The organism is Staphylococcus equorum (genome assembly GCF_029531845.1).
Lineage (GTDB): Bacteria > Bacillota > Bacilli > Staphylococcales > Staphylococcaceae > Staphylococcus > Staphylococcus equorum_C.
Window position 1 is genome coordinate 1 of sequence record NZ_JAMBPV010000020.1, and the last position, 23,764, is coordinate 23,764.

General features: G+C 32.7%; 20 protein-coding genes. 2 read left to right on the plus strand and 18 right to left on the minus strand.

Going from position 1 to position 23,764, the window contains the following annotated elements; all coding sequences use genetic code 11:
- Positions 1-299: 299 nt before the first annotated feature.
- The 10 genes from ccpA to M4L39_RS14205 all read right to left on the minus strand — a co-directional run bounded on the left by ccpA (position 300) and on the right by M4L39_RS14205 (position 13,543).
- On the minus strand, positions 300-1,289 hold the full coding sequence (ccpA, locus tag M4L39_RS14160) for a catabolite control protein A (RefSeq protein WP_277582570.1): 990 nt from the start codon (positions 1,287-1,289) through the stop codon (positions 300-302).
- Between the two features lie 414 nt (positions 1,290-1,703).
- Positions 1,704-2,795: a bifunctional 3-deoxy-7-phosphoheptulonate synthase/chorismate mutase gene (locus M4L39_RS14165; RefSeq protein WP_277582571.1), complete on the minus strand. Its 1,092-nt coding sequence runs from the start codon at positions 2,793-2,795 to the stop codon at positions 1,704-1,706.
- A gap of 660 nt (positions 2,796-3,455) precedes the next feature.
- On the minus strand, positions 3,456-4,847 hold the full coding sequence (locus tag M4L39_RS14170) for a hypothetical protein (RefSeq protein WP_277582572.1): 1,392 nt from the start codon (positions 4,845-4,847) through the stop codon (positions 3,456-3,458).
- Between the two features lie 81 nt (positions 4,848-4,928).
- The gene (locus tag M4L39_RS14175) at positions 4,929-5,423 is read right to left on the minus strand and encodes a DUF948 domain-containing protein (RefSeq protein WP_002507318.1); all 495 of its coding nucleotides are present in this window, start codon (positions 5,421-5,423) and stop codon (positions 4,929-4,931) included.
- A 70-nt stretch (positions 5,424-5,493) separates the two neighbouring features.
- Positions 5,494-6,807, minus strand: a complete 1,314-nt coding sequence (gene murC / locus M4L39_RS14180; protein WP_277582573.1) for a UDP-N-acetylmuramate--L-alanine ligase — start codon at positions 6,805-6,807, stop codon at positions 5,494-5,496.
- Between the two features lie 22 nt (positions 6,808-6,829).
- Positions 6,830-10,549 (minus strand): DNA translocase FtsK, encoded by a 3,720-nt coding sequence (locus M4L39_RS14185; protein WP_277582574.1) that lies wholly within the window; start codon positions 10,547-10,549, stop codon positions 6,830-6,832.
- A gap of 17 nt (positions 10,550-10,566) precedes the next feature.
- Positions 10,567-11,166 (minus strand): YtpR family tRNA-binding protein, encoded by a 600-nt coding sequence (gene ytpR, locus M4L39_RS14190; protein WP_277582575.1) that lies wholly within the window; start codon positions 11,164-11,166, stop codon positions 10,567-10,569.
- 13 nt (positions 11,167-11,179) lie between these two features.
- Positions 11,180-12,043 carry a DUF1444 domain-containing protein gene (locus tag M4L39_RS14195; protein ID WP_277582576.1) on the minus strand — a complete coding sequence of 288 codons (864 nt, stop codon included), beginning with the start codon at positions 12,041-12,043 and terminating at the stop codon, positions 11,180-11,182.
- 128 nt (positions 12,044-12,171) lie between these two features.
- Positions 12,172-12,480, minus strand: coding sequence for a thioredoxin family protein (locus M4L39_RS14200; RefSeq protein WP_277582577.1), 309 nt, complete (start codon positions 12,478-12,480; stop codon positions 12,172-12,174).
- A 19-nt stretch (positions 12,481-12,499) separates the two neighbouring features.
- Complete coding sequence (locus tag M4L39_RS14205) at positions 12,500-13,543, minus strand: M42 family metallopeptidase (RefSeq protein WP_431197641.1); 1,044 nt, start codon at positions 13,541-13,543, stop codon at positions 12,500-12,502.
- Between the two features lie 115 nt (positions 13,544-13,658).
- On the opposite strand from M4L39_RS14205, the gene M4L39_RS14210 reads away from it, so the two are divergent.
- Entirely contained in the window at positions 13,659-13,979 is a 321-nt protein-coding gene (locus M4L39_RS14210) for a hypothetical protein (RefSeq protein WP_277582579.1), read from the plus strand.
- A 158-nt stretch (positions 13,980-14,137) separates the two neighbouring features.
- Here M4L39_RS14210 and M4L39_RS14215 read toward each other — a convergent pair whose 3' ends face one another.
- From M4L39_RS14215 to M4L39_RS14250, 8 genes are all read right to left on the minus strand, one after another.
- Positions 14,138-14,965 carry a YtnP family quorum-quenching lactonase gene (locus M4L39_RS14215; RefSeq protein WP_277582588.1) on the minus strand — a complete coding sequence of 276 codons (828 nt, stop codon included), beginning with the start codon at positions 14,963-14,965 and terminating at the stop codon, positions 14,138-14,140.
- A 230-nt stretch (positions 14,966-15,195) separates the two neighbouring features.
- Positions 15,196-15,840 (minus strand): tRNA (guanosine(46)-N7)-methyltransferase TrmB, encoded by a 645-nt coding sequence (gene trmB / locus M4L39_RS14220; protein ID WP_277582580.1) that lies wholly within the window; start codon positions 15,838-15,840, stop codon positions 15,196-15,198.
- A 12-nt stretch (positions 15,841-15,852) separates the two neighbouring features.
- Positions 15,853-16,644 (minus strand): phosphotransferase family protein, encoded by a 792-nt coding sequence (locus tag M4L39_RS14225; protein WP_277582581.1) that lies wholly within the window; start codon positions 16,642-16,644, stop codon positions 15,853-15,855.
- Positions 16,645-17,109: 465 nt separating this feature from the next.
- Positions 17,110-17,955 (minus strand): D-amino-acid transaminase, encoded by an 846-nt coding sequence (gene dat, locus M4L39_RS14230; RefSeq protein ID WP_277582582.1) that lies wholly within the window; start codon positions 17,953-17,955, stop codon positions 17,110-17,112.
- Positions 17,956-17,957: 2 nt separating this feature from the next.
- A complete protein-coding gene (pepV, locus tag M4L39_RS14235) occupies positions 17,958-19,367 on the minus strand; it encodes a dipeptidase PepV (RefSeq protein ID WP_277582583.1) in 1,410 nt (469 codons plus the stop codon).
- Positions 19,368-19,582: 215 nt separating this feature from the next.
- Positions 19,583-19,993 carry a YtxH domain-containing protein gene (locus M4L39_RS14240; RefSeq protein ID WP_277582584.1) on the minus strand — a complete coding sequence of 137 codons (411 nt, stop codon included), beginning with the start codon at positions 19,991-19,993 and terminating at the stop codon, positions 19,583-19,585.
- Positions 19,994-20,008: 15 nt separating this feature from the next.
- Positions 20,009-20,707: a pseudouridine synthase gene (locus M4L39_RS14245; RefSeq protein WP_277582585.1), complete on the minus strand. Its 699-nt coding sequence runs from the start codon at positions 20,705-20,707 to the stop codon at positions 20,009-20,011.
- Positions 20,707-22,341, minus strand: coding sequence for a putative polysaccharide biosynthesis protein (locus M4L39_RS14250; RefSeq protein ID WP_277582586.1), 1,635 nt, complete (start codon positions 22,339-22,341; stop codon positions 20,707-20,709). The genes M4L39_RS14245 and M4L39_RS14250 overlap by 1 nt, the downstream gene beginning before the upstream one ends.
- Before the next feature lie 121 nt (positions 22,342-22,462).
- On the opposite strand from M4L39_RS14250, the gene M4L39_RS14255 reads away from it, so the two are divergent.
- Positions 22,463-23,722 (plus strand): NAD(P)/FAD-dependent oxidoreductase, encoded by a 1,260-nt coding sequence (locus tag M4L39_RS14255; RefSeq protein ID WP_277582587.1) that lies wholly within the window; start codon positions 22,463-22,465, stop codon positions 23,720-23,722.
- The last annotated feature ends 42 nt before the right edge of the window (positions 23,723-23,764 follow it).

A 23,764-nucleotide genomic window follows, 5' to 3' on the forward strand; every position in this document is an offset into this window, starting at 1 on the left:
GCTCTAAAAGCATTGGTTTGTCTTTTTACATGACTCATCGATATTTTCATTATAGACACAAATTATCGAGGCATACATAGACACTTTTTTCTTCCACTACACCGTGTACTATATGAAATAATTTAAGATTAACGTCACACTTATGGTAAGCGTGCACAAAAAATGCCAACAAAGACTAGAACTTTGTTGGCATTTTTGAAACGAAAGTTGAATTAATAAGCATTTCGTTTTTATATTTCATCATATTTTATTAACATTCAAGTTATTATTAAATATACTTTGATGGATCTACAAAACATCTATTTTGTAGTACCTCTATACTCAATTCTATGCGGTAAAATCACATTAGGTTCTTCGATTTCTTCATCATTCATGTATTTAGTAAGCAGTCTCATGCCCACTGCGCCTATATCGTATAACGGTTGGATCACACTAGATAATTGAGGTCTTACCATTTCAACTAGTCTAGTATTGTTAAAACTTACAATTTGTAATGACTCGGGAACCTTGATTCCAGCATCTTGTGCAGCATGAACTAAACCAATTGCTTGTTCATCACTGATTGATAGAATCGCATCTGGCTTAGCAGATTTCAATGCATCAAATGCACGTAGACCATCTTTATAAGTCTCATTACCATTAAAAATCAATCCTTCATTTAATGAAAGTTTATGCTCTGCTAAGACATCTTTTAATCCTACTAGCACATCTTCTTGTGCCTTTTTAGAATAATCGCCACCTACAAAAGCAAATGTTTTTGCGCCATTTTCGATTAATTGATTTGTAATTTGTTTAGCTGCTGATTCGAAATCAATATTTACAGATGAAATACCTTCATCTTTACCGTTTGTACCTGAAACTACTACAGGTACTGAAGTTTTATTAATCAATTCTTTGATTTCTTCTGAGATTGTTCCACCTAAGAAAATAATGCCATCTACTTGTTTACTTAAAAGGTTGTTAAATATTTCTTTTTCTTTACTTGGATCATTATCAGAATTTGAAATAATTGAATGATATTTATACATTGTTGCTATATCTTCTAATCCTCGAGCAAGTTGCGAATAATAGACATTAGAAATATCTGGAATAATAACGCCTACTGTTGTTGTTCGTTTACTAGCTAATCCTCTTGCTACTGCGTTTGGACGGTAGTTCAATTTATTAATTACATCGTTTACTTTGTCACGTGTTTCGGGTTTAACATTTTGATTGCCATTAACAACACGTGAGACAGTTGCCATAGAAACTCTTGCTTCTCTAGCTACATCATATATAGTTACAGTCATAATTTCCTCCTTGAAAGCGATTTCTTTATTATTATACTCTGTTTTCATAACATTTTCAAAGTTTACCATATTTTGACTAAATGTAAAATAGTTTTGTTTTGAATGTCATAATTATGTCATTTCATAAAATTATAAACCTACTAAATGTATTATATTTCTTATTTTCGGTGAAAACAAACCTTTTTCGTTTAAATTTTTATGCTTTTCATTAAAATCAAGCGTAATTTGATAATTCGTCCTTTATTTTTTTATATTTAAATATGATAATGCGGTTGGCTTATCACTTTAAATTATGAATATTATATAACTTACCCACAATATGCTCTATTCATTTAAAGAAAAATAAAAACACAAAAACCCCTATTACATTTACTACTTTAAGTAGAAACGTAACAAGGGTTATTTCTATATTTCTTATTTTAATTGTTTGTTATTGTACATATCAGCTAGTGGTTTAATTTCATTGTAGAAATTTTCGAATTCATCAAAGTCCATTTGTTGTCCACTATCACTTAATGCAACTGAAGGGTCAGGATGAACTTCAGCCATGATGCCATCTGCGCCTACTGCTAAGCCAGCTTTAGCTGTTGGTAACATGATATCTTTACGTCCTGTACTGTGTGTAACATCAACCATTACTGGTAAATGCGTACCTTGTTTTAAAATAGGTACTGCAGAGATATCTAATGTGTTTCTTGTTGCTTTCTCGTAAGTACGGATTCCGCGTTCACAAAGAATAATGTTTTCATTACCTTGAGAAGCAATGTATTCTGCTGCAAAGATAAATTCTTCAATTGTTGCAGATAAACCACGTTTTAATAATACCGGTTTATTTGAACGACCTGCCTCTTTTAATAATTCAAAGTTTTGCATATTACGTGCACCAATTTGGAATACATCTAAATAATCATCTGCTACTTCGAAATCTGCAGGGCTTACAATTTCACTAACAACATTCAGGCCATATTTGTCTTTAGTGTTTTTAAGGATTTTAAGACCTTCAACACCTAAGCCTTGGAAGTCATACGGAGATGTACGCGGTTTGAAAGCACCACCTCTAATGAATTTTTCACCTCTAGCTTGTAAATTAGCTGCAACTGCATCAACTTGCTCTTGAGATTCAACTGAACATGGGCCAAATACGAAAGATTTGTTACCACTTCCAATAATGCCTCCATTATCGAATTGTACAATTGTATCTTCTGGTTTTAATTTTCTAGATACATATAAATGCTTTTCATTTTCAGATTTTTGTAAATCAGTAGAGGCTTTAAAAATTTCTTTGAATAATTGTTTGATCACATTATCATTAAATGGACCTTCGTTTTTATCTAATAATTTGTTAATCATTTCTTTTTCACGTTGAGGATCGTATACAGCTGTACCTTGCTTACGTTTTTCCTCACCAATTTTTTGTGCTATTTTTCCTCTTTTAGATAAAAGATTTAAAATTTCTTCATTAATATCTACAATCTCGCTTCTGAATTCTTGTAATTTGTCTGTCATTTTATTCACCTCTATGAAAAATTTAAAATCGATATTTTATTCTGCTTTAAAGCGATAAAATATTTGTTAAACGTAATTCTAACAATAACTACTTATAAGTTCAAGCAATGATTGTTAAAATTTCACTTTTTTAAGTGAATATCCCTAATGGTAACTGAATTTTCAGTCATTTACCAGTAATATTTTACACTATTCTTTCATTTTCAATAATAAATTAACTTAAGTTTCATTTAATTTAATGTTGAAATAAGTGCAGAATTGCAATCTCAAAATGATTATATACTCAAGTTTTTATTAAATAACTACGTTTTTGTCTTAAAATTATTTTTTGCTATCTTTAAGCGTTCATTATAAATTTAAAAAGCACATTGCGTTCTGAGGTATCACACTGTAGCTATATAGTCTAATCAATCAATAGGTTCAATAAAGCATTTGTAGCCGTTCTAGATGATTTAAATAACGTCCTAGGTGCCTCATACACAATTACGTATTTATAATACTATAAAAATATCAATATAATACATTAAAAACCTTTATTCGTTTAATAAATTCTAATTCGTATTAAACTTTATATGACCTAGTGCATAGATAGTCTAATTAAAAAGGAATCGAACAAATTTTTGCTCGATTCCTTTTATTATATTTCAGTTTTAGTAATGATTAATCATTAAAAGTTCTTTTGTCTATTTTACTTTGAGCTTTTTCTGATTTTTTCAATTGTGATCTGTTTTTAGAGTAAGTTGGTTCATTATATTCATTTTTACTTTGTTGTGTATCACTGTTGTCTGCTGATTCACTTGTTTTATCAGTCTCTACTTCATCATGCACAAGGATACCATCTTTAAATGATGATGTTTTCTCTGTTGCATTTGTTGTACCTTCGTTCTGTTGCGCTTGGCTTGCAGTTTGATTACTAATACCTGTTTCTGCTTCATTATGAATTATAATACCATCTTTAAAACTTACAGTTTTATGTGTCTGTTTTACACGTTGTTCTGCTTTTTCTGGTTGTGCAATAGTATCATTATTTTTGTCTGCAGAATTATCTACTTTATCAGTTGATTCTACAGCATGATCAACTTTAGGGGTTACTAAATTAGGCACATCTTTTTGGATGTTTTGTTTAGGTGATTCTGGTTTTAATAAACTTGCTGTATTTTCAGCGACTTTGTTATCATCATTTAAAGCTTTGTTTTTATTTTTAGCTGCTAACGCTAATCCAGATGCTGTGACAGTACCTGCTATAGCGCCTGCTTTCAAATGACTATTATTTTTGCTTTCGTCTTCTTTTGAGTTTTTAGTAACTAAATTAGGTGCATCTTTTTGAGTATCACCATTTGTTGTTTCTTCAGATTTCAAAAGATTATCTGTATTTTCTGCAACTTGTGAATCATCGTTTAATGATTGCTTTTTATCATGTGCCACTTTAGCTAAACTACCTGCTGCTATAGCACCACCTGTTGCTGCAGCTGCAGTTTGGGCACCTTTATTATTTGAAGATGTAGTAGTGGAATCAGCTAAGTTATTATCTGCAGCTTCCTCTTTAATAGCATTTTGTTGCGCATTGACTTCGTCCTCAGTAGGTTCTGAATCGGCATCGATATGTGTTGTTGTATCGTCACTCTGATTCAATTTATTATCGTCTTGCAGGTCTTGTGCTTGTGGTGACGTATCAGCTAAATTATTGTCTGAAGTTTCCTGATGAATCGCCGCTTTTTGAGCAGCTAATTCAGAATTTGTGGCTTCAGCATTTTTGTTTTGCGCATCTGCGATAGTCGATTTAATACCATCTACTTGTTGTTCAGCGTCCGCTTGTTCGCTATCAGACTGCTCAATGATACTAGATTTAAAGCGTGATTCATCTTCAGAATCAACTTGAGATTCAGCTTTTGTGCGTGATTTGCTTATAGAAATTAATCCCACAGCTGAACCAATAAATGCGCCTATAAGAAATCCGTAAACAAACTCATTTCTGGCACCTCTAGTAAAATATTCTGGCACTTCATAACTTTCTACATTTCTTTCGTAATTATCACGGTTATAGTACTTCATAATTGAATGCCTCCTATAACAAATGCACTTAAATAAGTTTCATACCTCATTTAAGTGCATTTGTTTGATTAAATATACGAATTATTTATTATCTACACGTGTAGTATAGCTATGATTAGAATCATCTGCTACACTGCTCGCTTTATAATTTGCACTATCTCTACGATTTCTTCTATTTTGCCATTTATCAGCAACTTCCATTGCTACATTTGACCATTGGACTACTTGAGAAATTTTATCTTCATTTTGAGAAATATTGTGCGTGATTGAGTTTGTAACTCGATCAACTGAACCATTTAACGTTTGAGCTGATTCACCGATGCCTTTCACTGCATCAACTACAGAATTCAAACGATCTGATTTGTCTTGGATATCTTCAGTTAAGCGATTTGCTTTATGAAGTAAATCCGTAGATTCACGTGTAATACCTTGAATTTGTCCTTCAACACCATCAAGAGTTTTAGCAACGTGATCTAAGTTTTTCTTAACTGAAAGTAAAATTACAACGATACCAATTACTAAAATAAGAAAAGCAATCGCCGCAATAATACCAGCTATAGGTAAAATCCATTCCATTTAAAACGCCTCCTATTAATCATATGTTGTTATTTAATATAAATACCCAAATCATTTTAACATAAACATATTAAAATGAGGTAGTAACACCCATTTCTTTCATATAAGCACGTTGAATCTTCTGAATATCGCCCGCACCCATAAATAAAATAATTGCATCACTATATTGTTCTAGCGCATTCACAGTGGTTTCATCAATTAATGTCGCATTATCAATTCTTTGGATTAAGTCTTGAATTGTTAAATTACCAGTATTTTCTCTTATTGAACCAAAAATTTCACATAAGAAAGTTTTATCTGCTAAATTTAAACTTTCAGCAAAATCATCTAAGAATGCTTGCGTTCGACTAAAAGTATGAGGTTGGAATACAGCTACAACTTCTTTATTTGGATATTTCTTTCTAGCTGTCTCAATTGTAGCACTAATCTCTCTAGGATGGTGTGCATAATCGTCAACTAATACTTGTTTTCCCACTTTTGTTTCATTAAATCTGCGTTTTACGCCGCCAAATGTTTCTAAAGCTTCTTTTATATTATTTACATTCAAACTTTCAAGATAGCTAACTGTAATTACAGCAAGCCCGTTTAAAATATTATGATCCCCAAATTGCGGAGAAAGGAAAGTATCATAGTATTCATTTTTAATGTACACATCAAATTTAGTTCCATATTCACTAATTTGAAGGTTATCAGCATAAACATCATCATTTTTTGAAAAACCATAATAATATACTGGTACATCTACTTCTATCTTACGTAAATGATCGTCATCGCCCCATGCAATGATTGCTTTTTTAACGTTATGTGCCATTTCTTGGAAAGCATTAAACACGTCTTCAACATCTTTAAAGTAATCCGGGTGATCAAAATCAATGTTTGTCATAATGGCATAATCTGGATGATAACTTAGGAAATGTCTTCGGTATTCACAAGCTTCAAATGCGAAATAATCACTTGCTGGAATACCTAAACCAGTGCCATCTCCAATTAAAAATGATGTCTTTTTATCTCCATTCATCACATGTGACAATAACCCAGTTGTAGATGTTTTACCATGTGCACCTGTTACAGCTACAGACGTATATTGACTAATAATATGACCTAAAAAGTCGTGATAGCGAATGACATCAAGTTTTAATTCATTCGCCTTAACAACCTCTTCATGTGAATTTGGAAATGCATTACCTTGAACAATAACCATGTTTTCTTTTATGTTGTTTTCGTCAAAAGGTAATATTTTAATACCTTTATTTTGTAATGCCACCTCTGTAAAAACATAATGATTTATATCTGAACCTTGTACTTCATTTCCAAGATCATGCATTATTTGTGCTAATGAACTCATGCCGGCACCTTTTATGCCGACAAAATGATAATGTGTCATTGTAACACTCCTTTATCTCTATTTAATTCTCATTCAAATCTGATTCTGTAATGTATACATCTCTTGGTTTTGAACCATTCGCTCCAGAAACATAACCTAACTGTTCTAATTGGTCTACAATTCTCGCTGCACGATTATAGCCAATTTGGAAATGGCGTTGTACTAATGAAGTAGAAATATGACCTTCTTTCAACATAAATCTACATACATCATCGAATAAACTATCCTGAGGTTGTGCTTCTGTTTTTTTCAATAATTCCTTTTCTTCAAATAAATATTCTGGATCTCTTTGTTGTTTTATAAAATCAACGACATCGTCTATTTCATCATCCGATACAAACGTGCCTTGAACACGTATCGGTTTATTCATACCACTGCCTAAATAAAGCATATCTCCATAACCTAACAAACGTTCTGCACCGCCACTATCTAAAATCGTTCTTGAATCAACGCTAGATGATACCATAAATGCAATTCTTGTAGGTATATTTGCCTTAATTAAACCTGTAATGACATTCACTGATGGACGTTGTGTTGCTACTAACATATGAATCCCACATGCACGCGCTTTTTGTGCAATACGTGCGATAGATTGTTCCACTTCTTGTGGAGCCATCATCATTAAATCAGCTAATTCATCTATTACTATAACAATTTTTGGCATTCTATCTTCATAAGTTGCTTTTTTATTAAAAGCAGTAATGTTTCTCACATGATATTTTGCAAATACTTTATAACGACGTTCCATTTCTTCTACAGCCCATTTCAAGCTTTGTGTAGCCGCTTTTACGTCAGTAATAACAGGCGCTACCAGATGTGGTAAATCATTATATGGTGCCAATTCTACCATTTTAGGATCAATAAGTAATAATTTTAGCTCTTCTGGATGATTTTTATATAACAATGACATTAAAATACTATTTATACATACAGATTTACCTGAACCAGTTGCACCAGCTATAAGTGCATGTGGGGTTTTAGATATATCCATTAGTAAAGGTTCGTTATTAATTCTAAGTCCCATAGCAACAGTTAATTTAGACTCTGCATTTTTAAACGTAGGGTCTTCAATAATTGAACGTAGATTGACTGTTGTAGCGTTCTGATTAGGAACCTCTATACCCACAAGGCTAGTGCCTGGAATTGGTGCTTCTATACGAATATCTTTAGCTGCAAGCGCCATTTTAATGTCGTCTTGCAATGCAGTGATTCGAGAAACTTTGACACCTTTTTCTACTGATAATTCAAAACGTGTGACACTTGGTCCTTCAGTAACATTTTGAACTTCGGCCGGTACATTGAAATAATAAAACGCATCATTAAGTTCTTGTTTTTTATCTTCAATCCAAGCGTTATCAATTTCATGTTGTTTAGGTTCTTCTAATAAATCTAAGTTAGGCAACTTAATATTAGGTCCTCTTCTAATTGTTGGCTTACCACTGTTGTCAGTTGTTTTGCTAGCATCTAATTGATTGTGTGTCATCTCGGGTTTTAATTTTGGTTCTTGATTTTGTGGACTTTGTGACACTTGTTCATTATTAAATTCAGTTCCATCATGCCCTGCATGTTGATTGGCGTCAACTGAAGATGGATTCATTTCACTGTCATGTTTTTCTGACGTTTTATGATTGATAGATTGTTCACTATGATTTGATCCATCCATCGAATTTGAAGGATGGTTAGTTATTTCAGCCGTCGTTGTCAGATTTTGTTCTTGTTGCTCTCGCCCATTTGTTTCATTATCAAAATGTTTTGATTCAATTTCTTTACTTTCATTTTGTGATGGTTGTGATGCGTTACTTGAATTAGTAAAGTGCTGATTACTATTTTTAAGTTTTTTAGCATCCATCATACGTTTTTTGTCAGAAGGTGTCATAACAACATTAAATGGCTTGCCGCCTTTTCTAATTGATGTTTGATTTCTGTTTCTAGTCACTTCGCTTGATTGCGTACTACTTGAATTAAGCTGTGTTTCTTGACTAGCCCCTTCATCTTTACTTTCAAATTGAGCATTCTCAGGTTGTTCTGAATTGTATTGGGTTGAATCTTGTTGTGCTTCTGCTATTTCATTAGATACAGGTTCCGATGACATCTCTGACTCTGATGGTTGTGTCATATCTTGAACACTATTTAGTTCTGTTTCAGTCGCTGTTTGGTGATCTTCAGAATGCGTATCCCTCTCGGTTTCAGATATTACTGCATCCGCTTCAGCTGAATCATTTTGCAGTCTTGTCACTTCTCTATATTGAGCGTCTGATATATCGTCATTATCTTTTATTTCTGCGTAAAAATTTTCATCAGAAACCCTTTCATCATTATCTTCAACTGTATTTAAAGTATCATCGTTTGAAATCGTTGTTTCAACATCATCATTTAAAGTTTGGTGCTCAACTGATGACGTATTTTCAATGTGATTATCCATTGATTCAGAATCTACATTTACATATTCCTCATTAATTGTATGTACATCACGCACATTATCCAAATTAATTTCTTCATAATTAAATGGAGATGTAGCACCTACTTGTGTATCATCTTCATTTTGTTGACTATCATCAGATATTTGAGCGTCTTGAACCGATGCTTCTGTTTCATTTTCAGAAACATTTTTAGCCTTGCCCTCTTCGTCTAAAGAACTTTCACCAATAAAATGGTGTGCTTGTTTGGCATACATTTCATCTATTGCTTTTTGTATGCTGTCTTCGTTATTATCTTGATTTTCCTGACGTTTTTGTTGCAATGCTTTTTTGAATTGGCGTTTTTGAAGTACTTTACGTTCACGTTCTCTTCGAATTTCTTCTACGATTTGTGATGCATAAATATTTTCAATATTAATTGTGTTGTTTACTTTAGGTTGTTGGTTTGATGATTGCTGCTGTTGTTCAGAAGGTTGTTGTGGCTGATTAATATCTTCTGCCGCTTGTTCTTCTACATGATCATCTTTTTCAAATGAATATCGTTGCTTATTATCAACTTGTAGATTTTCATCGTTATCCGTTGATTCATTTGATGGTGTTACAAATTGGTCATTATAAATTTTATTGTCATGTGTTTCAGATGATTCCTGTGCTGGAGATTGTGTATGTGCTTTATTGTCTCCAATATTTGGGGCTTGCTCGTGCTCGCTACCTTTGTTTTCAGTTTCGTCTGATGGTTTTATAACACCGTTTTCTAGCGGGTGTGGTTTTTGAGTACCAAATATAGCAGATGGAACTTCACTCGCTTTAAAATCGCTCTCATGATACATAGGTGTATCCCTTTTAGTTTTCTTAGAAGCATTTGCACGTAAAACGTCAGTTTGTATTCTCATTCGTTGACCTTTATGAGATTTTGATTCTCGTTTTGGTTCAGAATACGTTTCCTTTTGTGACTGCTGATTTTCCGTTTGTGTATTAACATCATTAGAAGCTGTCTTATCATAGATATGTCTACGTCTTCTCTGCTTATGATTGGCATTTATAGAGTCTGAACTATGACGATCACTATGTTGTTGATTACCATAATCAGAACTATCTTTTGAATTTGAATCTTCTTCTGGATGCTTTGCTTCATTCGCTTCTTCTAAAATACGCATTGGAAACCTGAATTTTCCTTTGGGTCTTTCATAAACATCATTGTTCTGAGGAAGTAATGAATCTTGTTCTTCTTGTTGTGCAGCTTTTTGACGTCGTTGGTTTCTTTTACTAAGATAATCTTCTGTAGAATCATTATCTTCTCCAAATAACTTGTCGAACCAGCTCATTCGTACATTACCTCCTTTTATTCTTCAAAAAATGCTTGGCCAACTGTATAATCATCAGATAAGACCATAATCCCTTTTTCTTGAGGTGCATTTGGTAAATCAAGTTCTTTCATAGAACAAATCATACCACTTGAAGCTACGCCTCTTAACTCAGCATCTTTAATAACCATACCACTCGGCATTACAGCGCCTACTTTAGCTACTACTACTTTTTGTCCAGCTTCAATATTAGCTGCACCACAAACTATTTGTAACTTTTCAGTACTTACATCAACACGAAGTACACTTAGTTTATCAGCATCTGGATGTTTTTCTTTAGTTTCAACATAGCCTACAACAAACTTAGGAGAAAAATCTGCATTTAATTTAAAAGTAAATCCAGCATCTTCAATAGCTTTTTGAAATTCATTAACTAGTGTTTCAGTTAACTTAACATGTCCATTTCCACTTATAGTTGATTTTTCTGATATATTAAAAATGTTATAACCTACCACTTGTGACTCATTTTTAATTTCAACAACATCACTTTTATACTCATAGTTGAACTCACCACTAGCTGGTTCAACTTGTAAAAATGCAACATCTCCTACTGCTTCTTTGTTATAAAATAAATTCATATCAATATACTCCTTATTTCTTATCTTTATTTTCGTATTGTTTTCTTGTTGCTTCTAATCTTTGTATCACATTAGGATCTCTTTTTTGTTTATTATTTTTTCCTAAAATGAAAATAGGCTCAAAATGACCTTTATCGTACCCTAATGATAATGATGTGATAGGCACTAAACCTTTTGTGAAAAATTCCATAGTTAAATGCGCCATTACGTCATAACCCGTCTTATTACGAATATCTGCAATGATTAAGACATCTTGATGTGGTACAGCTACTAACATTTCACCTTCACATTGATCTTGTATTTCATTTAAAAATGTTGTGTTTAAGATTCTACTTGCATCATAGCCATCATTAGAGTTAATAAAGTAAAATATATTACCTTTTACTTCATCTGTAGTATATTTATTTTCTAATTTTCGCACATTAAATAAAGCCATTTCTTTTAATTGTTGCTTAGATAGCTTCATTGACTCTAACATTTTTTCATCTATTAGACGATATGATTTCCCAAGATCAACTACGTAGTAAATATTTGTTTCTGCAGTGTGTTCTTCGATAACAAATGTATTACCGTCTTTATCTTTTTTATCAAAGCTTGGGGATCTCAGTACTGGCATGATTTGAGTACTATTAACCTCTGATAGCCCCTCCCCTTTCATTTGTTCAATAGCTTCTTCTACATAATATACAATTTCATCTACTATATTTTCTTTTTGTTCTTTATATTTAGCTACTATCGTAGCAACTTTTACAGTGACACCCTTGCCATTGTCTACTCTCGATATACGTAGCGTTTCATCTTCACGATTAAAAGTAAACTTCACTTCTGGTTTGCTTAATCGCTCTTTTAATTTATCTCTCATTTGAAAGACATTCATTATTAACACTCCTATTTACGTGCCTTATTATAGTTTACAATAAATATACCCTTAGGAACAGAAAAAATGTAAGTTCTAAGGGTATATATTTTTATATTTCAACATTAATTATTTGCAAAGTAATTTTTTTATAAAGATGCTAAAAAGTCATCAATTTGTTCAATGGATTTTCGCTCTTTTCCAATATAACTACCGATTTGTGCGCCCTTACGAAAAACTAGGAAACTTGGTATGCCCATAATGCCATTTTCAACACAAATATCTATAAATTTATCTCTGTCGACTGAAACAAATTTATAATCAGTGTATTTTTCTTCTAACTGCGGTAATTCAGGTTCAATCACTTTACAGTCAGGACACCAATCAGCTGTAAATAAAAATACCGTTTGCTCGTTTTTAAGTTGTTCAAATTGTTGTTCAGTTTCTAATTGTTGCATCCAATCACTCCTAAATGTGTTATTTATATTGTAATTCCTCAATTTTAGAATCATCTAATTGGGTTGTAGCTTGTGTTAATAATGCTCTTGCAGCTTCGTAATCTCTTATATCAAACACTGCATTTGTACTATGAATATACCTTGCACAAACTCCAATTACTGCGGTTGGTATACCGATTTTTGCTTTGTGAATTTCTCCACCATCTGTACCACCAGGTGAAATATAATATTGATGCTTAATTTTAAATTCATCAGCTAAATCTAATAAATAATCTCTAAAAGTTGGTTTAAGTAGCATCGTACCATCTTTAATTCTAATTAATGTACCCGCACCCAATTCTCCAGATAAATTTTGTTTACCTTTCATATCATTGGCTGGTGAACAGTCTACTACAAAAGCCACATCAGGGTCTATTAATTCAGCAGAAGCTTTAGCTCCTCTTAAACCAACTTCCTCTTGAACATTGGCACCTACATATAAATCATAGCCAAGCTCTACATCTTTTAATAATTCCAATAATTCAATGCCAAGCAAACAACCATAACGATTATCCCAAGCTTTACTAGAGAAACGGTGTTCTGATAATTGTGTAAAGGGTGTTTCTGGAACAATTGAATCACCAATTTCAATACCACGTTTTCTTACATCTTTTTGATTTTCACAACCAATATCTAATAGTAAATCTTCTATTTTAGGTGCGCCTTCATTACCTGTCCTGAAATGTTTTGGAATATTTGCAACCACACCGATGATTTCTTCATTTTTACGTGATTTTACTTTAAGTCTTTGTCCTTGCCAAATATCTGCAGCAACGCCACCTAAATTTGTAAATTGTATCAAACCGTTTTCTGTAATATTTGTGATCATAAAGCCAATTTCATCCATGTGAGCAGCCACCATTACGCGCTTTGGATTCTTTACTTTCGAACGTTTAACACCGTAAAAGCCACCCATGCGATTATAAACAAACTCATCTACAAATGGTTCTAATTCTGATTTTAAGTATGCTTTTACTTCATCTTCAAAACCAGGCGCCCCATGTAATTCTGTTAATATTTTCATTCTAGCTAATGTTTTATTATTGTCTATATTCAATGTCTCTCACTCCTTACTATTTATTATATCATCTTCATTATGGTAAACTATAAATATGACTTTATTGGAGGTAGATTGTGTTATGTTAAATAAAAAGAATTGGCTTATCATCTTATTTATTTCACTAACAACAATTGTCGGAGTGACTTATTTTTATAAACGTCAAAAAGATCTACGATATCACGATCCAGATAAAATTATTACTGAAGTAAGAACATACTTTATGAATGTTGCAGGATCTTATATATTGAATGAACCGATTACGTATAAAAAATCCGATAATAGTTTTATTGTTTTTCAAGGTGGTATTACCACAAAAAGCAATAAAACATTAACATACTATGACTTTTTTGCAGATGCAAAAAGCGGAGAAGTTATAGATATTATTGAATGTGAATCATAAAAGGTTAAAGTTTTGAACGTGTAGTGTATCAATCGCTTAAAGCACTGATTATACATTACAAGAGATAAAGATTTACGCTGTTTAGACACAAGGATTACACCCATCCCCTATCTAAAACAGTGATTATCCATATCTCTTCGTTCATAACTTTAACCTTTTTAATTTCTTGTAATATAAGTTTCTATCTCATTCAATTTATTCTTATCAAATTTCACAGCAAAATATTTAGCATCATGATAGTATAAGAACCAATAATCTTGCATGATATAGTTTGGGATTAAACGTTCTTTCTCCCTTATGGATTGCATAGGATAGTCATCATATGCCGTTACCCATAATGGATTTCTATGAGCCAGTGTCGGGAAAATGTCTCCCATGTGCACGGCTTTTTCTCCTTCACTTTCGATTGTCACTACTGAATGTCCATAACTATGGCCACCAGTATGACGAATTTGAATACCAGGACATATTTCAATCTTTTCTTCAAATAACATTAATTTATTTTTAAAATCTCCGTTATTTTTCTGCCAGTAAGTCGATTTACTACGTATATTAGGACTTTGGAACTCATGCCATTCGTCTTGCTGAATGACGTGTATTGCATTACTGAAAACAGCATGCCCATCATTATCCGTTAGACCAGCTGCATGGTCAAAATGAAGATGAGTCATTAATACATAATCAATATCCTCTAGTGTGAGATTTAGTGCTTTCAAATCATTTTCCATATCACTTTCATAATGTACGCCAAATATTTTTCGTTCTTTATCAGTTAATTTTCCAGCACCAATACCAGTATCAACAACAATATTTTTATCATCAGTTTGAATAAGTATCGGGTGTGTAGGTAATGGAATTTGATTTTTTTCATTCACTTCATATTTCTTTGTCCATAGCGCTTTAGGTACAACGCCAAACATTGCGCCCCCATCAATATGCGTAATACCCCCATTTAAATAATGGACTTTATAATTACCTAATTTCATCATTTAATTCCTCCTCATCTACCATGTAACAACGTCAATTACTTACTATAGTAATACAATACATTTACTACGTAAAATAAAGGATATGATTTTAAAAATACTAACCTTTAAATTTCACATTAATTTATCTACTAAGTTTAAATATTTTTCTGATTAAGCATTCAATTCTATTTAGAATAACAATAAAAAATGAAGCTAGGACATAATGTCTCAGCTTCATTTTAAAATCATTATAAATTTTTATGGAATTTTGCTTCCATTCGATAAATTCTTGAACCTTTGTCAGAAAATTTTCTTTCATACTCAGTTTCTATATTATCTTCATCATCTTCCTGATGAAGATTTAAATTGAGTTTAGTGAAATACATGCCGAATTGAGACATACTCTCTAAACTATACGCAAAAAGACCTCTGTTGTCTGTTTTAAAGTGAAGTTCACCGTCTTCTTTCAAAACTTGCTTATACAGTGCTAAAAACGTATGATACGTCAGCCTACGCTTAGTATGTCTTTTTTTAGGCCATGGATCTGAAAAGTTCAAATAAATACGATCAATTTCGCTATCTTTAAAATATTCATTGAGCTCCATCGCATCATTACATATCAATTTAATGTTAGTAAGACCAAGTTCTTTAACTTTATCTACAATATTAACTACTACACTTTTTTCTCGTTCTAAAGAAATAAAATTTATATCAGGATTTTGACCGGCAAGTGTTGTAATAAACTGTCCCATCCCTGATCCTATTTCAATATATATTTCTTGATTTTTATCAAACCAGTCACTTATGTGCCCTGCATGACTACCGTCCATGTCCACTAGTTCAGGATGTGATTTCAAGTAATCTTCTGCCCAAGGCTTGTAACGCATTCTCATTCTGATAACTCCTTATATAAAAGCATTGTTATTCATTACTTCATTTAAGAATTTGAGCCACATGTTCATATCTTTGTAGCGTTTTTGTTCTTCATACCACTGGACCATGCCTATAGATTGGATAACTGTATACCATTTCATACGTTTTTGTAAGTCCATTGAATCTTTAGTTCCATAAACATCTAACCAGTGAGGCCATTTCTTTTCAGGAACGTAATTGTATAGCAGCATGCCTAAATCAATTGCAGGATCAGCAATCATCGCGCCTTCCCAGTCAACTAAGTAAAGTTCATCACGATCCGATAACAGCCAATTATTATGATTGACGTCACCATGAACAACGGTAAAGAAGCGTGGGTCTAAATTAGGCATATGGTCTTCTAAATAAGTCAATGCTTTTCTCACTACATGATGCGTTAAAACTTCTCTTGATAATGAAGCATTAATTTTGTTTAACAAAATATCTGGTGTAATTGGCTCCATTTCCATTCGTTTTAACATATTCAATAGTGTTCTAGAACTATGAATTTTTTTCAATAAATGAGCTACTCTTTGTTCGTGCATTTCATTGAAAGTAAGTTCTCTACCATTTTTCCAATGTTGCGCCGTTACAACTTCTCCAGTTTCGATACGTTTCGTCCAAACTAGTTTTGGCACAATACCTTCAGCAGATAAAGCTGCGATAAAAGGGTTTGAATTTCTTTTTAAAAATAATTTCTGCCCATCCTGTTCAGCCATATAAGCTTCACCAGATGCGCCACCTGCTGAATCAAGCGTCCATCCTAATTGATAAAACTGCTCCAACACGTTCACCTCACTTTCAACTAGAAAATGGCTCCTGAAAAGAATTTTCGAGAGCCATATATAATAATTTTTTAATTCAAAATTATAAACTTCAACCAAAATTGTGCAGCCTCAAGTTTTATGACTGACACATTGTCCCATCGTGGTTCAAGTTCTTTTTAATTTATTAATACTCATACTGTCTGAGCTAATTTACAATAACTTTTACATCATATCATAATTTAGCTCAAAACAGAGTATTAATTTAATATTTCTCTATCTTTTTTTGTGAAATTTTTTACTTCTAAATTTCAGACTTATAAAAGATTTTATAATCTTTGGTACTTTATTTCAACTATAAATGAGAAATTAAAATTCACATTTTGATTCCATACCTTTATGGAATTCTATTAAACGGCTCAGTAAGAATTATAACATAATTTGACCTTAATATATGTTACATTTTCTATCCATTTATTGAAATTATTAACTATGCGTGTCAATATATCTATTAAATCCTTCTTGTAGCGATTTAGTGATTGGTCCTACTTTTCCATCACCCACTGCTTCACCATTTAATTTAACAACTGGCATCACTTCAATTGATGTACTTGAAACCAAAACTTCATCTGCATTTTTTAAAAAGTCTAGAGTAAATGTTTCTTCTTTAAAAGAAATACCCTTTTCTTCAGCAATTTCTTTTATTACCATACGCGTAATACCGTTCAAAATATAGTTATTGATTGGGTGCGTATAAATTGCTCCATCTTTAATTACGTAAACATTACTTGAAGATCCTTCTGTAACAGTTTCACCACGATGTTGAATTGCTTCTTTCGCATTATATTTAACAGCGTATTCTTTTGCCAATACGTTACCTAATAAATTCAAACTTTTTATATCACATCTTAACCAGCGGATATCCTCAGTCGTTACGGCATTTATACCTTCTTCTAGCAACTTATACGGACGGTCATAAGATTTTGTGAAAGCTGTGATATTCGCTTTTACTGATGGTGTAGGGAAAGCATGGTCTCGCGGCGCAGTACCACGTGTCACTTGAATATATACGCCACCGTTAACTACACCATTCGCAGCTATCAGTTCTCGTACGAGTTCTATAAGACCATCAACAGTATAGTTTAATTCTAAGCCAATTTCTTTAGCACTTCTTAATAATCTTTCAAAATGCGCTTTGGCAGTAAAAGGTTGATTATCATAAACTCTTACATATTCATAAATACCGTCACCAAATACATAACCTCTGTCGTTATAAGCTACATTTGCATCTTTTTCTTCTAGTAATTTTTCATTTATTAACACTTTTGTCATATTTATTCCTCCACACATAAAGTATATAGTGACTCTAAATAGATGCTTGTCGCATCAAATAATTGCTTTTTACTAATATATTCGTTTTTTTGGTGCATTAAATCTTCTGAATCACTGAACATTGCTCCAAATGCAACACCTTTATCTAAATTACGTGCGTATGTGCCTCCACCAATTGTGTATGGTTCAGCTTCGTCACCTGTTTGATTTCTATAGGCCTGTACTAATGTTTGAACAAACGGATCATCTTTTTCTACATAATGTGGTGTTTGATTTTTGCCTAATTCAATTGAAAATCCAAGTGCTTGAACTTCAGTCTTGAAGCGCGTCATTGCTTCTTCAAATTCAAACCCTTGTGGGTATCTTAAATTAATACCAAATGTTCCACCTTCAACATTGTTATAAGACATAACACCAATATTAGTCGTTAGATCACCCATAACATCTGTGTGGAATTTCATGCCCATTTTTTCTCCAAAATGAGAATTGAATAAGTATTTTTCACTAAAATCTACGAAATTAGCTGCTGTTTTATCTAAATTTAGATTAGATAAGAAATTCAATAAGTACAAACCAGCATTGACACCTATAGAAGGATCCATACCATGTACCGCTTTTCCTTGAACTTTTAATACGAGTACGCCACTATCAACGATACTTTCCCCTTCGATATTGTTCTCGTGAACAAACTGTTCGAAATTTTGAATCACATCAGTCATATTTTCTTTTACAGATACATATGCCACAGCTTCATCAGGTACCATGTTATATCTTTGACCTGAGTTGAATGAAATTAATTCGTATTCTGGCTCGTCTTGGTCTTCTGCTTTTTCATTTTGAATCACATCAAAAGTAGTAATACCTTTTTCACCGTGAATTGCAGGGAACTCTGCATCTGGTGCAAATCCTAAAGCAGGCATTTCTTCAGTTTCAAAATAACGTTCAGTACATTGCCAATCTGACTCTTCGTCAGTACCTATAATAATATGTATGCGTTTTTTCCAATTTACATTCATATCATTTAATATTTTAACTGCATAGTACGCTGCAATTGTTGGACCTTTATCATCGAGCGTACCTCTTGCAATAATTTTATCGTCTGTCACGACTGGATCAAATGGGTTAGAATCCCAACCTTCTCCAGCAGGTACAACATCAACATGACATAAAATACCAAATACGTCTTCTCCAGCACCCGCTTCAATACGGCCAGCAATATGGTCTACATCATGCGTGTCAAACCCATCACGTTCAGCTATTTTGTACATGTAATCTAAGGCTTTTCGTGGACCAGGTCCAACTGGATATTCTGTTGATGCTTTATTATCTTCTCTTACACTTTCAATAGATAATAAACCTTTCAAATCTTCAACAATTAGATCTTCATATTCTTTCACTTTGTCTTTCCACATTTGTGACCCACTTCCTTCTCCAAACTTATATATTTAATATTTTACATGAAGTGTGGAAGAAACTACAGTGAGATGTCGTTATTATTTAAAAATTCCAACTGTTTTGTTAACAAACAAAACAGTTCAGCCTTTATATATTAATAAATTTCAAAAACTGTATTAATATAAAAAAACCTAGTTCATTTAAATGAACTAGGTCGTTAAATCGTAAACTACTACTTATTATCACGTTTATTGCTATTATTTTTTAATTCTTCTTCAGTTACGACACGTAGGTTATTAGAAGGGTCTCCACCTTCATCATCGAATCTAGCTTCTTCAATTTCTACGTCTTCTTTTTTAGCACCATTTCTAAAATGATTTTTTTGGTCTTTAAGATAACCTTTAGGGTCTTGTTTTACTTTTGAAGCGTAACCTTTAGGATCTTGTTTTACTTCGCTATAAGTTTCGCCGGCTTTTGAACTAATTTGACTAGCGATATCTTTCGCATTTTGTTTATATGATTCTGGATTAGACTTGTATTTACTATACTCGTCTTTTAATCTATCTCTATTTTCTTTTTTAGAAAGAACAACTGCAGCCGCTGCTCCACCGATACCTAATACTGCTTTAAATAAATTTGACATAATAACACCTCTTCATTATTTTAATCCTAATTGTTTAAAATCTTGTTGAGTTAAATGACGATATTCTCCTGGCGCTAATGCTGAATCTAGCTTTAAGTCGCCAATGCTAATACGTTTCAAAGCTAAGACTTCATTATCTATAGCATGAAACATACGCTTAACCTGATGATACCTTCCTTCGTATATTGTGACAAATGATTTGTTCTTTTCATCACCTTCAACTAATTGAGCAGGTTTCGCCAATCCCTCATTTAATTCAATACCCGCTTTGAAGGATTCTATATCATTTTTCGTAATAATTTTTTCGGATATTACTTCATATGTCTTAGAAACATGCTTTGTTGGGCTCATCAATTGATGATTAAACTGCCCATCGTTAGTAATGAGCAATAACCCTTCAGTATCTTTGTCCAAACGACCAACTGGAAATACATCCAAATATCTAAATTCTTCTACTAAATCTATAACAGTCTGTTGATTATTGTCTTCAGTAGCTGATAAATACCCTTTGGGTTTGTTTAACATCAAATAGATTTTATCAATATACTGAATTTGCGTTTCATTAACGTTTACAATATCAGTTTCTGGATTGATTTGTGTCTTAGGTGATTTCTCTGTTTTATCATTTATGGTAACATTGCCTTTTTTTAATAACTGCTTCACTTCTGTTCGTGTTCCAACGCCCATATTAGCTAAGAATTTATCTATTCTCATTATGCGATACCTAACTTACGTCTAATTTTTTGTGGAATATCTCCTAAAAACTGATCTGCAAGTCTTGTCTTCATAGTCATACTAGCATAAACTAACATACCTACAAACACACTAACAATAATTATAATCAGCGATCCCATTTTAGATTGTGTTGAAATAAATAATTGTAAGATAAAGAATGTTAATTCAACTGATATCATCATAATCAAACTATATAAGAATATTTTACCAAAGTGTAACCAAGTTTCTGAAAAATCAAATTTAGCATGTTTTTTAAGTATATAGAGGTTACATGATACTGCAAATAACAATGCAATTGCCGTACTTAATATCGCACCGGCAGAATGGAACGCTAAAATTAATGGTGTATTTAATACTACTTTTATAACAACTGCAGCTAATATAACAAATACTGTTAATTTTTGTTTATCAATACCTTGTAACATTGACGCTGTTACACTCAGTAAACCAATGAGAATAGCTACTGGCGCATAGTAGAATAACATTTGGCTACCATCAACATTATAACTATAAAAGACTGTATATAATGGTAACGCTAACGCCATAATACCTAAACTTGCAGGTACTGTAATGAACATTAAAACACCTAATGACGTACGCATTTGTCTGTGCATTTCATTCAATTCGCCCTTGGCGTACGTTTTCGTAATAAACGGAATTAAACTTACTGCAAAACCTGCTGATAATGCTGTTGGGATCATCACAATTTTGTTTGTTGTCATATTTAAAATCGTAAAGAAATAGTCATGCATACGACTTGGTACACCAGCTAAACCGAGTGCACTATTATGTGTAAATTGATCGACTAAATTAAATAATGGAAAATTCAAACTCACAATGACGAACGGAATACTGTAAGAAATAATCTCTTTGTACATTTTACCGTATGATATATCGATATCCGTTGTATCCGTTGCAACCATTTTTTCAATATTAGGCTTTCTTTTTCTCCAGTAATACCATAACGTGAAAATCCCTGCAACTGCTCCTATCGCCGCTGCAAATGTAGCAATACCATTAGCTGCAAGTACACTACCGTTAAATACATTAAGAACTAAATAACTTCCAACTAAAATAAATAGTATACGTGCGATTTGTTCGATAACTTCTGACACTGCCGTTGGTCCCATAGATTTGTAACCTTGGAACACACCACGCCATGTAGCAAGTAGCGGGATAAAAATAACTACCATGCTAATAATTCTAATAATCCATGTAATTTCATCTACTGACCATCCGCCATTTGATCCTGCTTTATTTGCTAAAGTAATAGATGCAATTGTTGGAGCTAATAAATATAAGATGAAAAATCCTATAAATCCTGTTACAGTCATAACTAGAAAACTTGATTTATACAGTTTTTCACTGACCTTATATGCACCCATTGCGTTATACTTAGATACATATTTAGACGCTGCTAATGGGACTCCCGCTGTTGCAATAGCAATCGCTATATTATACGGGGTGTATGCATAGTTGAAAGGCGCCAAATTTTCCTCTCCACCAATAATCGAGTAGAATGGAATAATATATATCACACCTAAAACCTTAGTAATCAAAATACTAAGCGTAATTAAAAAGGTGCCCCTCACTAATTCTTTACTTTCACTCATTCAGATCTTCCTATCTCAAATTAATTTTTACACTCATAATCTTAATAATAACGTTATAACTACTTTTTTTCAAAAGTATATTACTATAAAATAACACTATATAGCTAAGGGAGGCAATAAAATGTATCAAACAATTATAATCGGTGGCGGTCCAAGTGGACTCATGGCTGCTGCTGCAGCAAGTCAAAATAGTAAAAATGTTTTATTAATTGAAAAGAAAAAAGGATTGGGCCGTAAACTAAAAATTTCTGGTGGCGGCCGCTGTAATGTTACCAATCGCCTTCCTTATGATGAAATTATAAAAAACATACCTGGTAATGGAAAGTTTTTATATAGCCCATTCTCTGTATTTGATAATGAATCAATCATTGAATTTTTCGAATCAAGAGGTGTAGGTTTAAAAGAAGAAGACCATGGTCGTATGTTTCCTGTATCTAATAAAGCGCAAGATGTTGTAGATGCACTCATTCGTACGTTACAACAAAACAATGTAAACGTTAAAGAAGAATCCACTGTTCAAACTATTGAATATACATCTCAGCAAACGTTTGAAGTCGTATTAAATGACCAACAACAATTTGAAAGTAAGAGCCTTATTATTGCGACTGGTGGTACAAGTGTACCAAAAACTGGCTCTACCGGAGATGGTTATAAATTTGCTGAACATTTGGGGCATACGATTACAGAATTATTTCCGACTGAAGTCCCAATTACCTCATCTGAATCATTTATTAAGAATAAGCGCTTAAAGGGATTAAGCTTAAAAGATATCGCCCTATCCGTATTGAAAAAGAATGGTAAACAACGTATCACCCATCAAATGGATATGATATTCACACATTTTGGTATAAGTGGCCCCGCCGCTCTAAGATGTAGTCAATTTGTATATAAAGAGCAAAAAAGTCAAAAACAAAAAGAGATTCAAATGCAACTTGATGTTTTTCCAAATCTAAGTATCGCTCAATTAGAAGCTCAAATCAGAAATTTATTAAAAGAAACACCTGACAAATATATTAAAAATAGTTTGCACGGGTTAATCGAAGAACGTTATTTATTATTCATTATTGAACAAGCGCAGATTTGTGATGATTTAACAGCTCACCATATTTCAAACGCACAAATTAATAAATTAGTTGAATTGTTTAAAGGGTTTACTTTTACTGTCAACGGGACATTGTCCATTGATAAAGCTTTTGTAACTGGTGGTGGTGTGTCATTAAAAGAAATACAACCTAAAACAATGATGTCAAAACAAGTGCCAGGATTATTTTTATGTGGTGAAGTATTAGATATACATGGTTATACCGGCGGATATAATATCACAAGCGCTTTGGTTACAGGCAATATTGCAGGTTCAAACGCGAGTGAATTTCACCTTTAATCCTTAAATTTAATCTTCACAAATCAAAAGACAAACCTAGTG

What these genes read in the sequence shown, in the direction of transcription:
- M4L39_RS14170 (WP_277582572.1), bottom strand. Translation starts at nt 4,847, where the DNA reads ATGAAGTACTATAACCGTGATAATTACGAAAGAAATGTAGAAAGTTAT.
- M4L39_RS14250 (WP_277582586.1), bottom strand. Translation starts at nt 22,341, where the DNA reads ATGAGTGAAAGTAAAGAATTAGTGAGGGGCACCTTTTTAATTACGCTT.
- M4L39_RS14255 (WP_277582587.1), top strand. Translation starts at nt 22,463, where the DNA reads ATGTATCAAACAATTATAATCGGTGGCGGTCCAAGTGGACTCATGGCT.
- ytpR (WP_277582575.1), bottom strand. Translation starts at nt 11,166, where the DNA reads ATGAATTTATTTTATAACAAAGAAGCAGTAGGAGATGTTGCATTTTTA.
- M4L39_RS14175 (WP_002507318.1), bottom strand. Translation starts at nt 5,423, where the DNA reads ATGGAATGGATTTTACCTATAGCTGGTATTATTGCGGCGATTGCTTTT.
- murC (WP_277582573.1), bottom strand. Translation starts at nt 6,807, where the DNA reads ATGACACATTATCATTTTGTCGGCATAAAAGGTGCCGGCATGAGTTCA.
- dat (WP_277582582.1), bottom strand. Translation starts at nt 17,955, where the DNA reads ATGACAAAAGTGTTAATAAATGAAAAATTACTAGAAGAAAAAGATGCA.
- M4L39_RS14205 (WP_431197641.1), bottom strand. Translation starts at nt 13,543, where the DNA reads ATGAAAATATTAACAGAATTACATGGGGCGCCTGGTTTTGAAGATGAA.
- ccpA (WP_277582570.1), bottom strand. Translation starts at nt 1,289, where the DNA reads ATGACTGTAACTATATATGATGTAGCTAGAGAAGCAAGAGTTTCTATG.
- M4L39_RS14200 (WP_277582577.1), bottom strand. Translation starts at nt 12,480, where the DNA reads ATGCAACAATTAGAAACTGAACAACAATTTGAACAACTTAAAAACGAG.
- M4L39_RS14185 (WP_277582574.1), bottom strand. Translation starts at nt 10,549, where the DNA reads ATGAGCTGGTTCGACAAGTTATTTGGAGAAGATAATGATTCTACAGAA.
- M4L39_RS14210 (WP_277582579.1), top strand. Translation starts at nt 13,659, where the DNA reads ATGTTAAATAAAAAGAATTGGCTTATCATCTTATTTATTTCACTAACA.
- M4L39_RS14215 (WP_277582588.1), bottom strand. Translation starts at nt 14,965, where the DNA reads ATGAAATTAGGTAATTATAAAGTCCATTATTTAAATGGGGGTATTACG.
- pepV (WP_277582583.1), bottom strand. Translation starts at nt 19,367, where the DNA reads ATGTGGAAAGACAAAGTGAAAGAATATGAAGATCTAATTGTTGAAGAT.
- M4L39_RS14240 (WP_277582584.1), bottom strand. Translation starts at nt 19,993, where the DNA reads ATGTCAAATTTATTTAAAGCAGTATTAGGTATCGGTGGAGCAGCGGCT.
- M4L39_RS14195 (WP_277582576.1), bottom strand. Translation starts at nt 12,043, where the DNA reads ATGAATGTCTTTCAAATGAGAGATAAATTAAAAGAGCGATTAAGCAAA.
- trmB (WP_277582580.1), bottom strand. Translation starts at nt 15,840, where the DNA reads ATGAGAATGCGTTACAAGCCTTGGGCAGAAGATTACTTGAAATCACAT.
- M4L39_RS14245 (WP_277582585.1), bottom strand. Translation starts at nt 20,707, where the DNA reads ATGAGAATAGATAAATTCTTAGCTAATATGGGCGTTGGAACACGAACA.
- M4L39_RS14165 (WP_277582571.1), bottom strand. Translation starts at nt 2,795, where the DNA reads ATGACAGACAAATTACAAGAATTCAGAAGCGAGATTGTAGATATTAAT.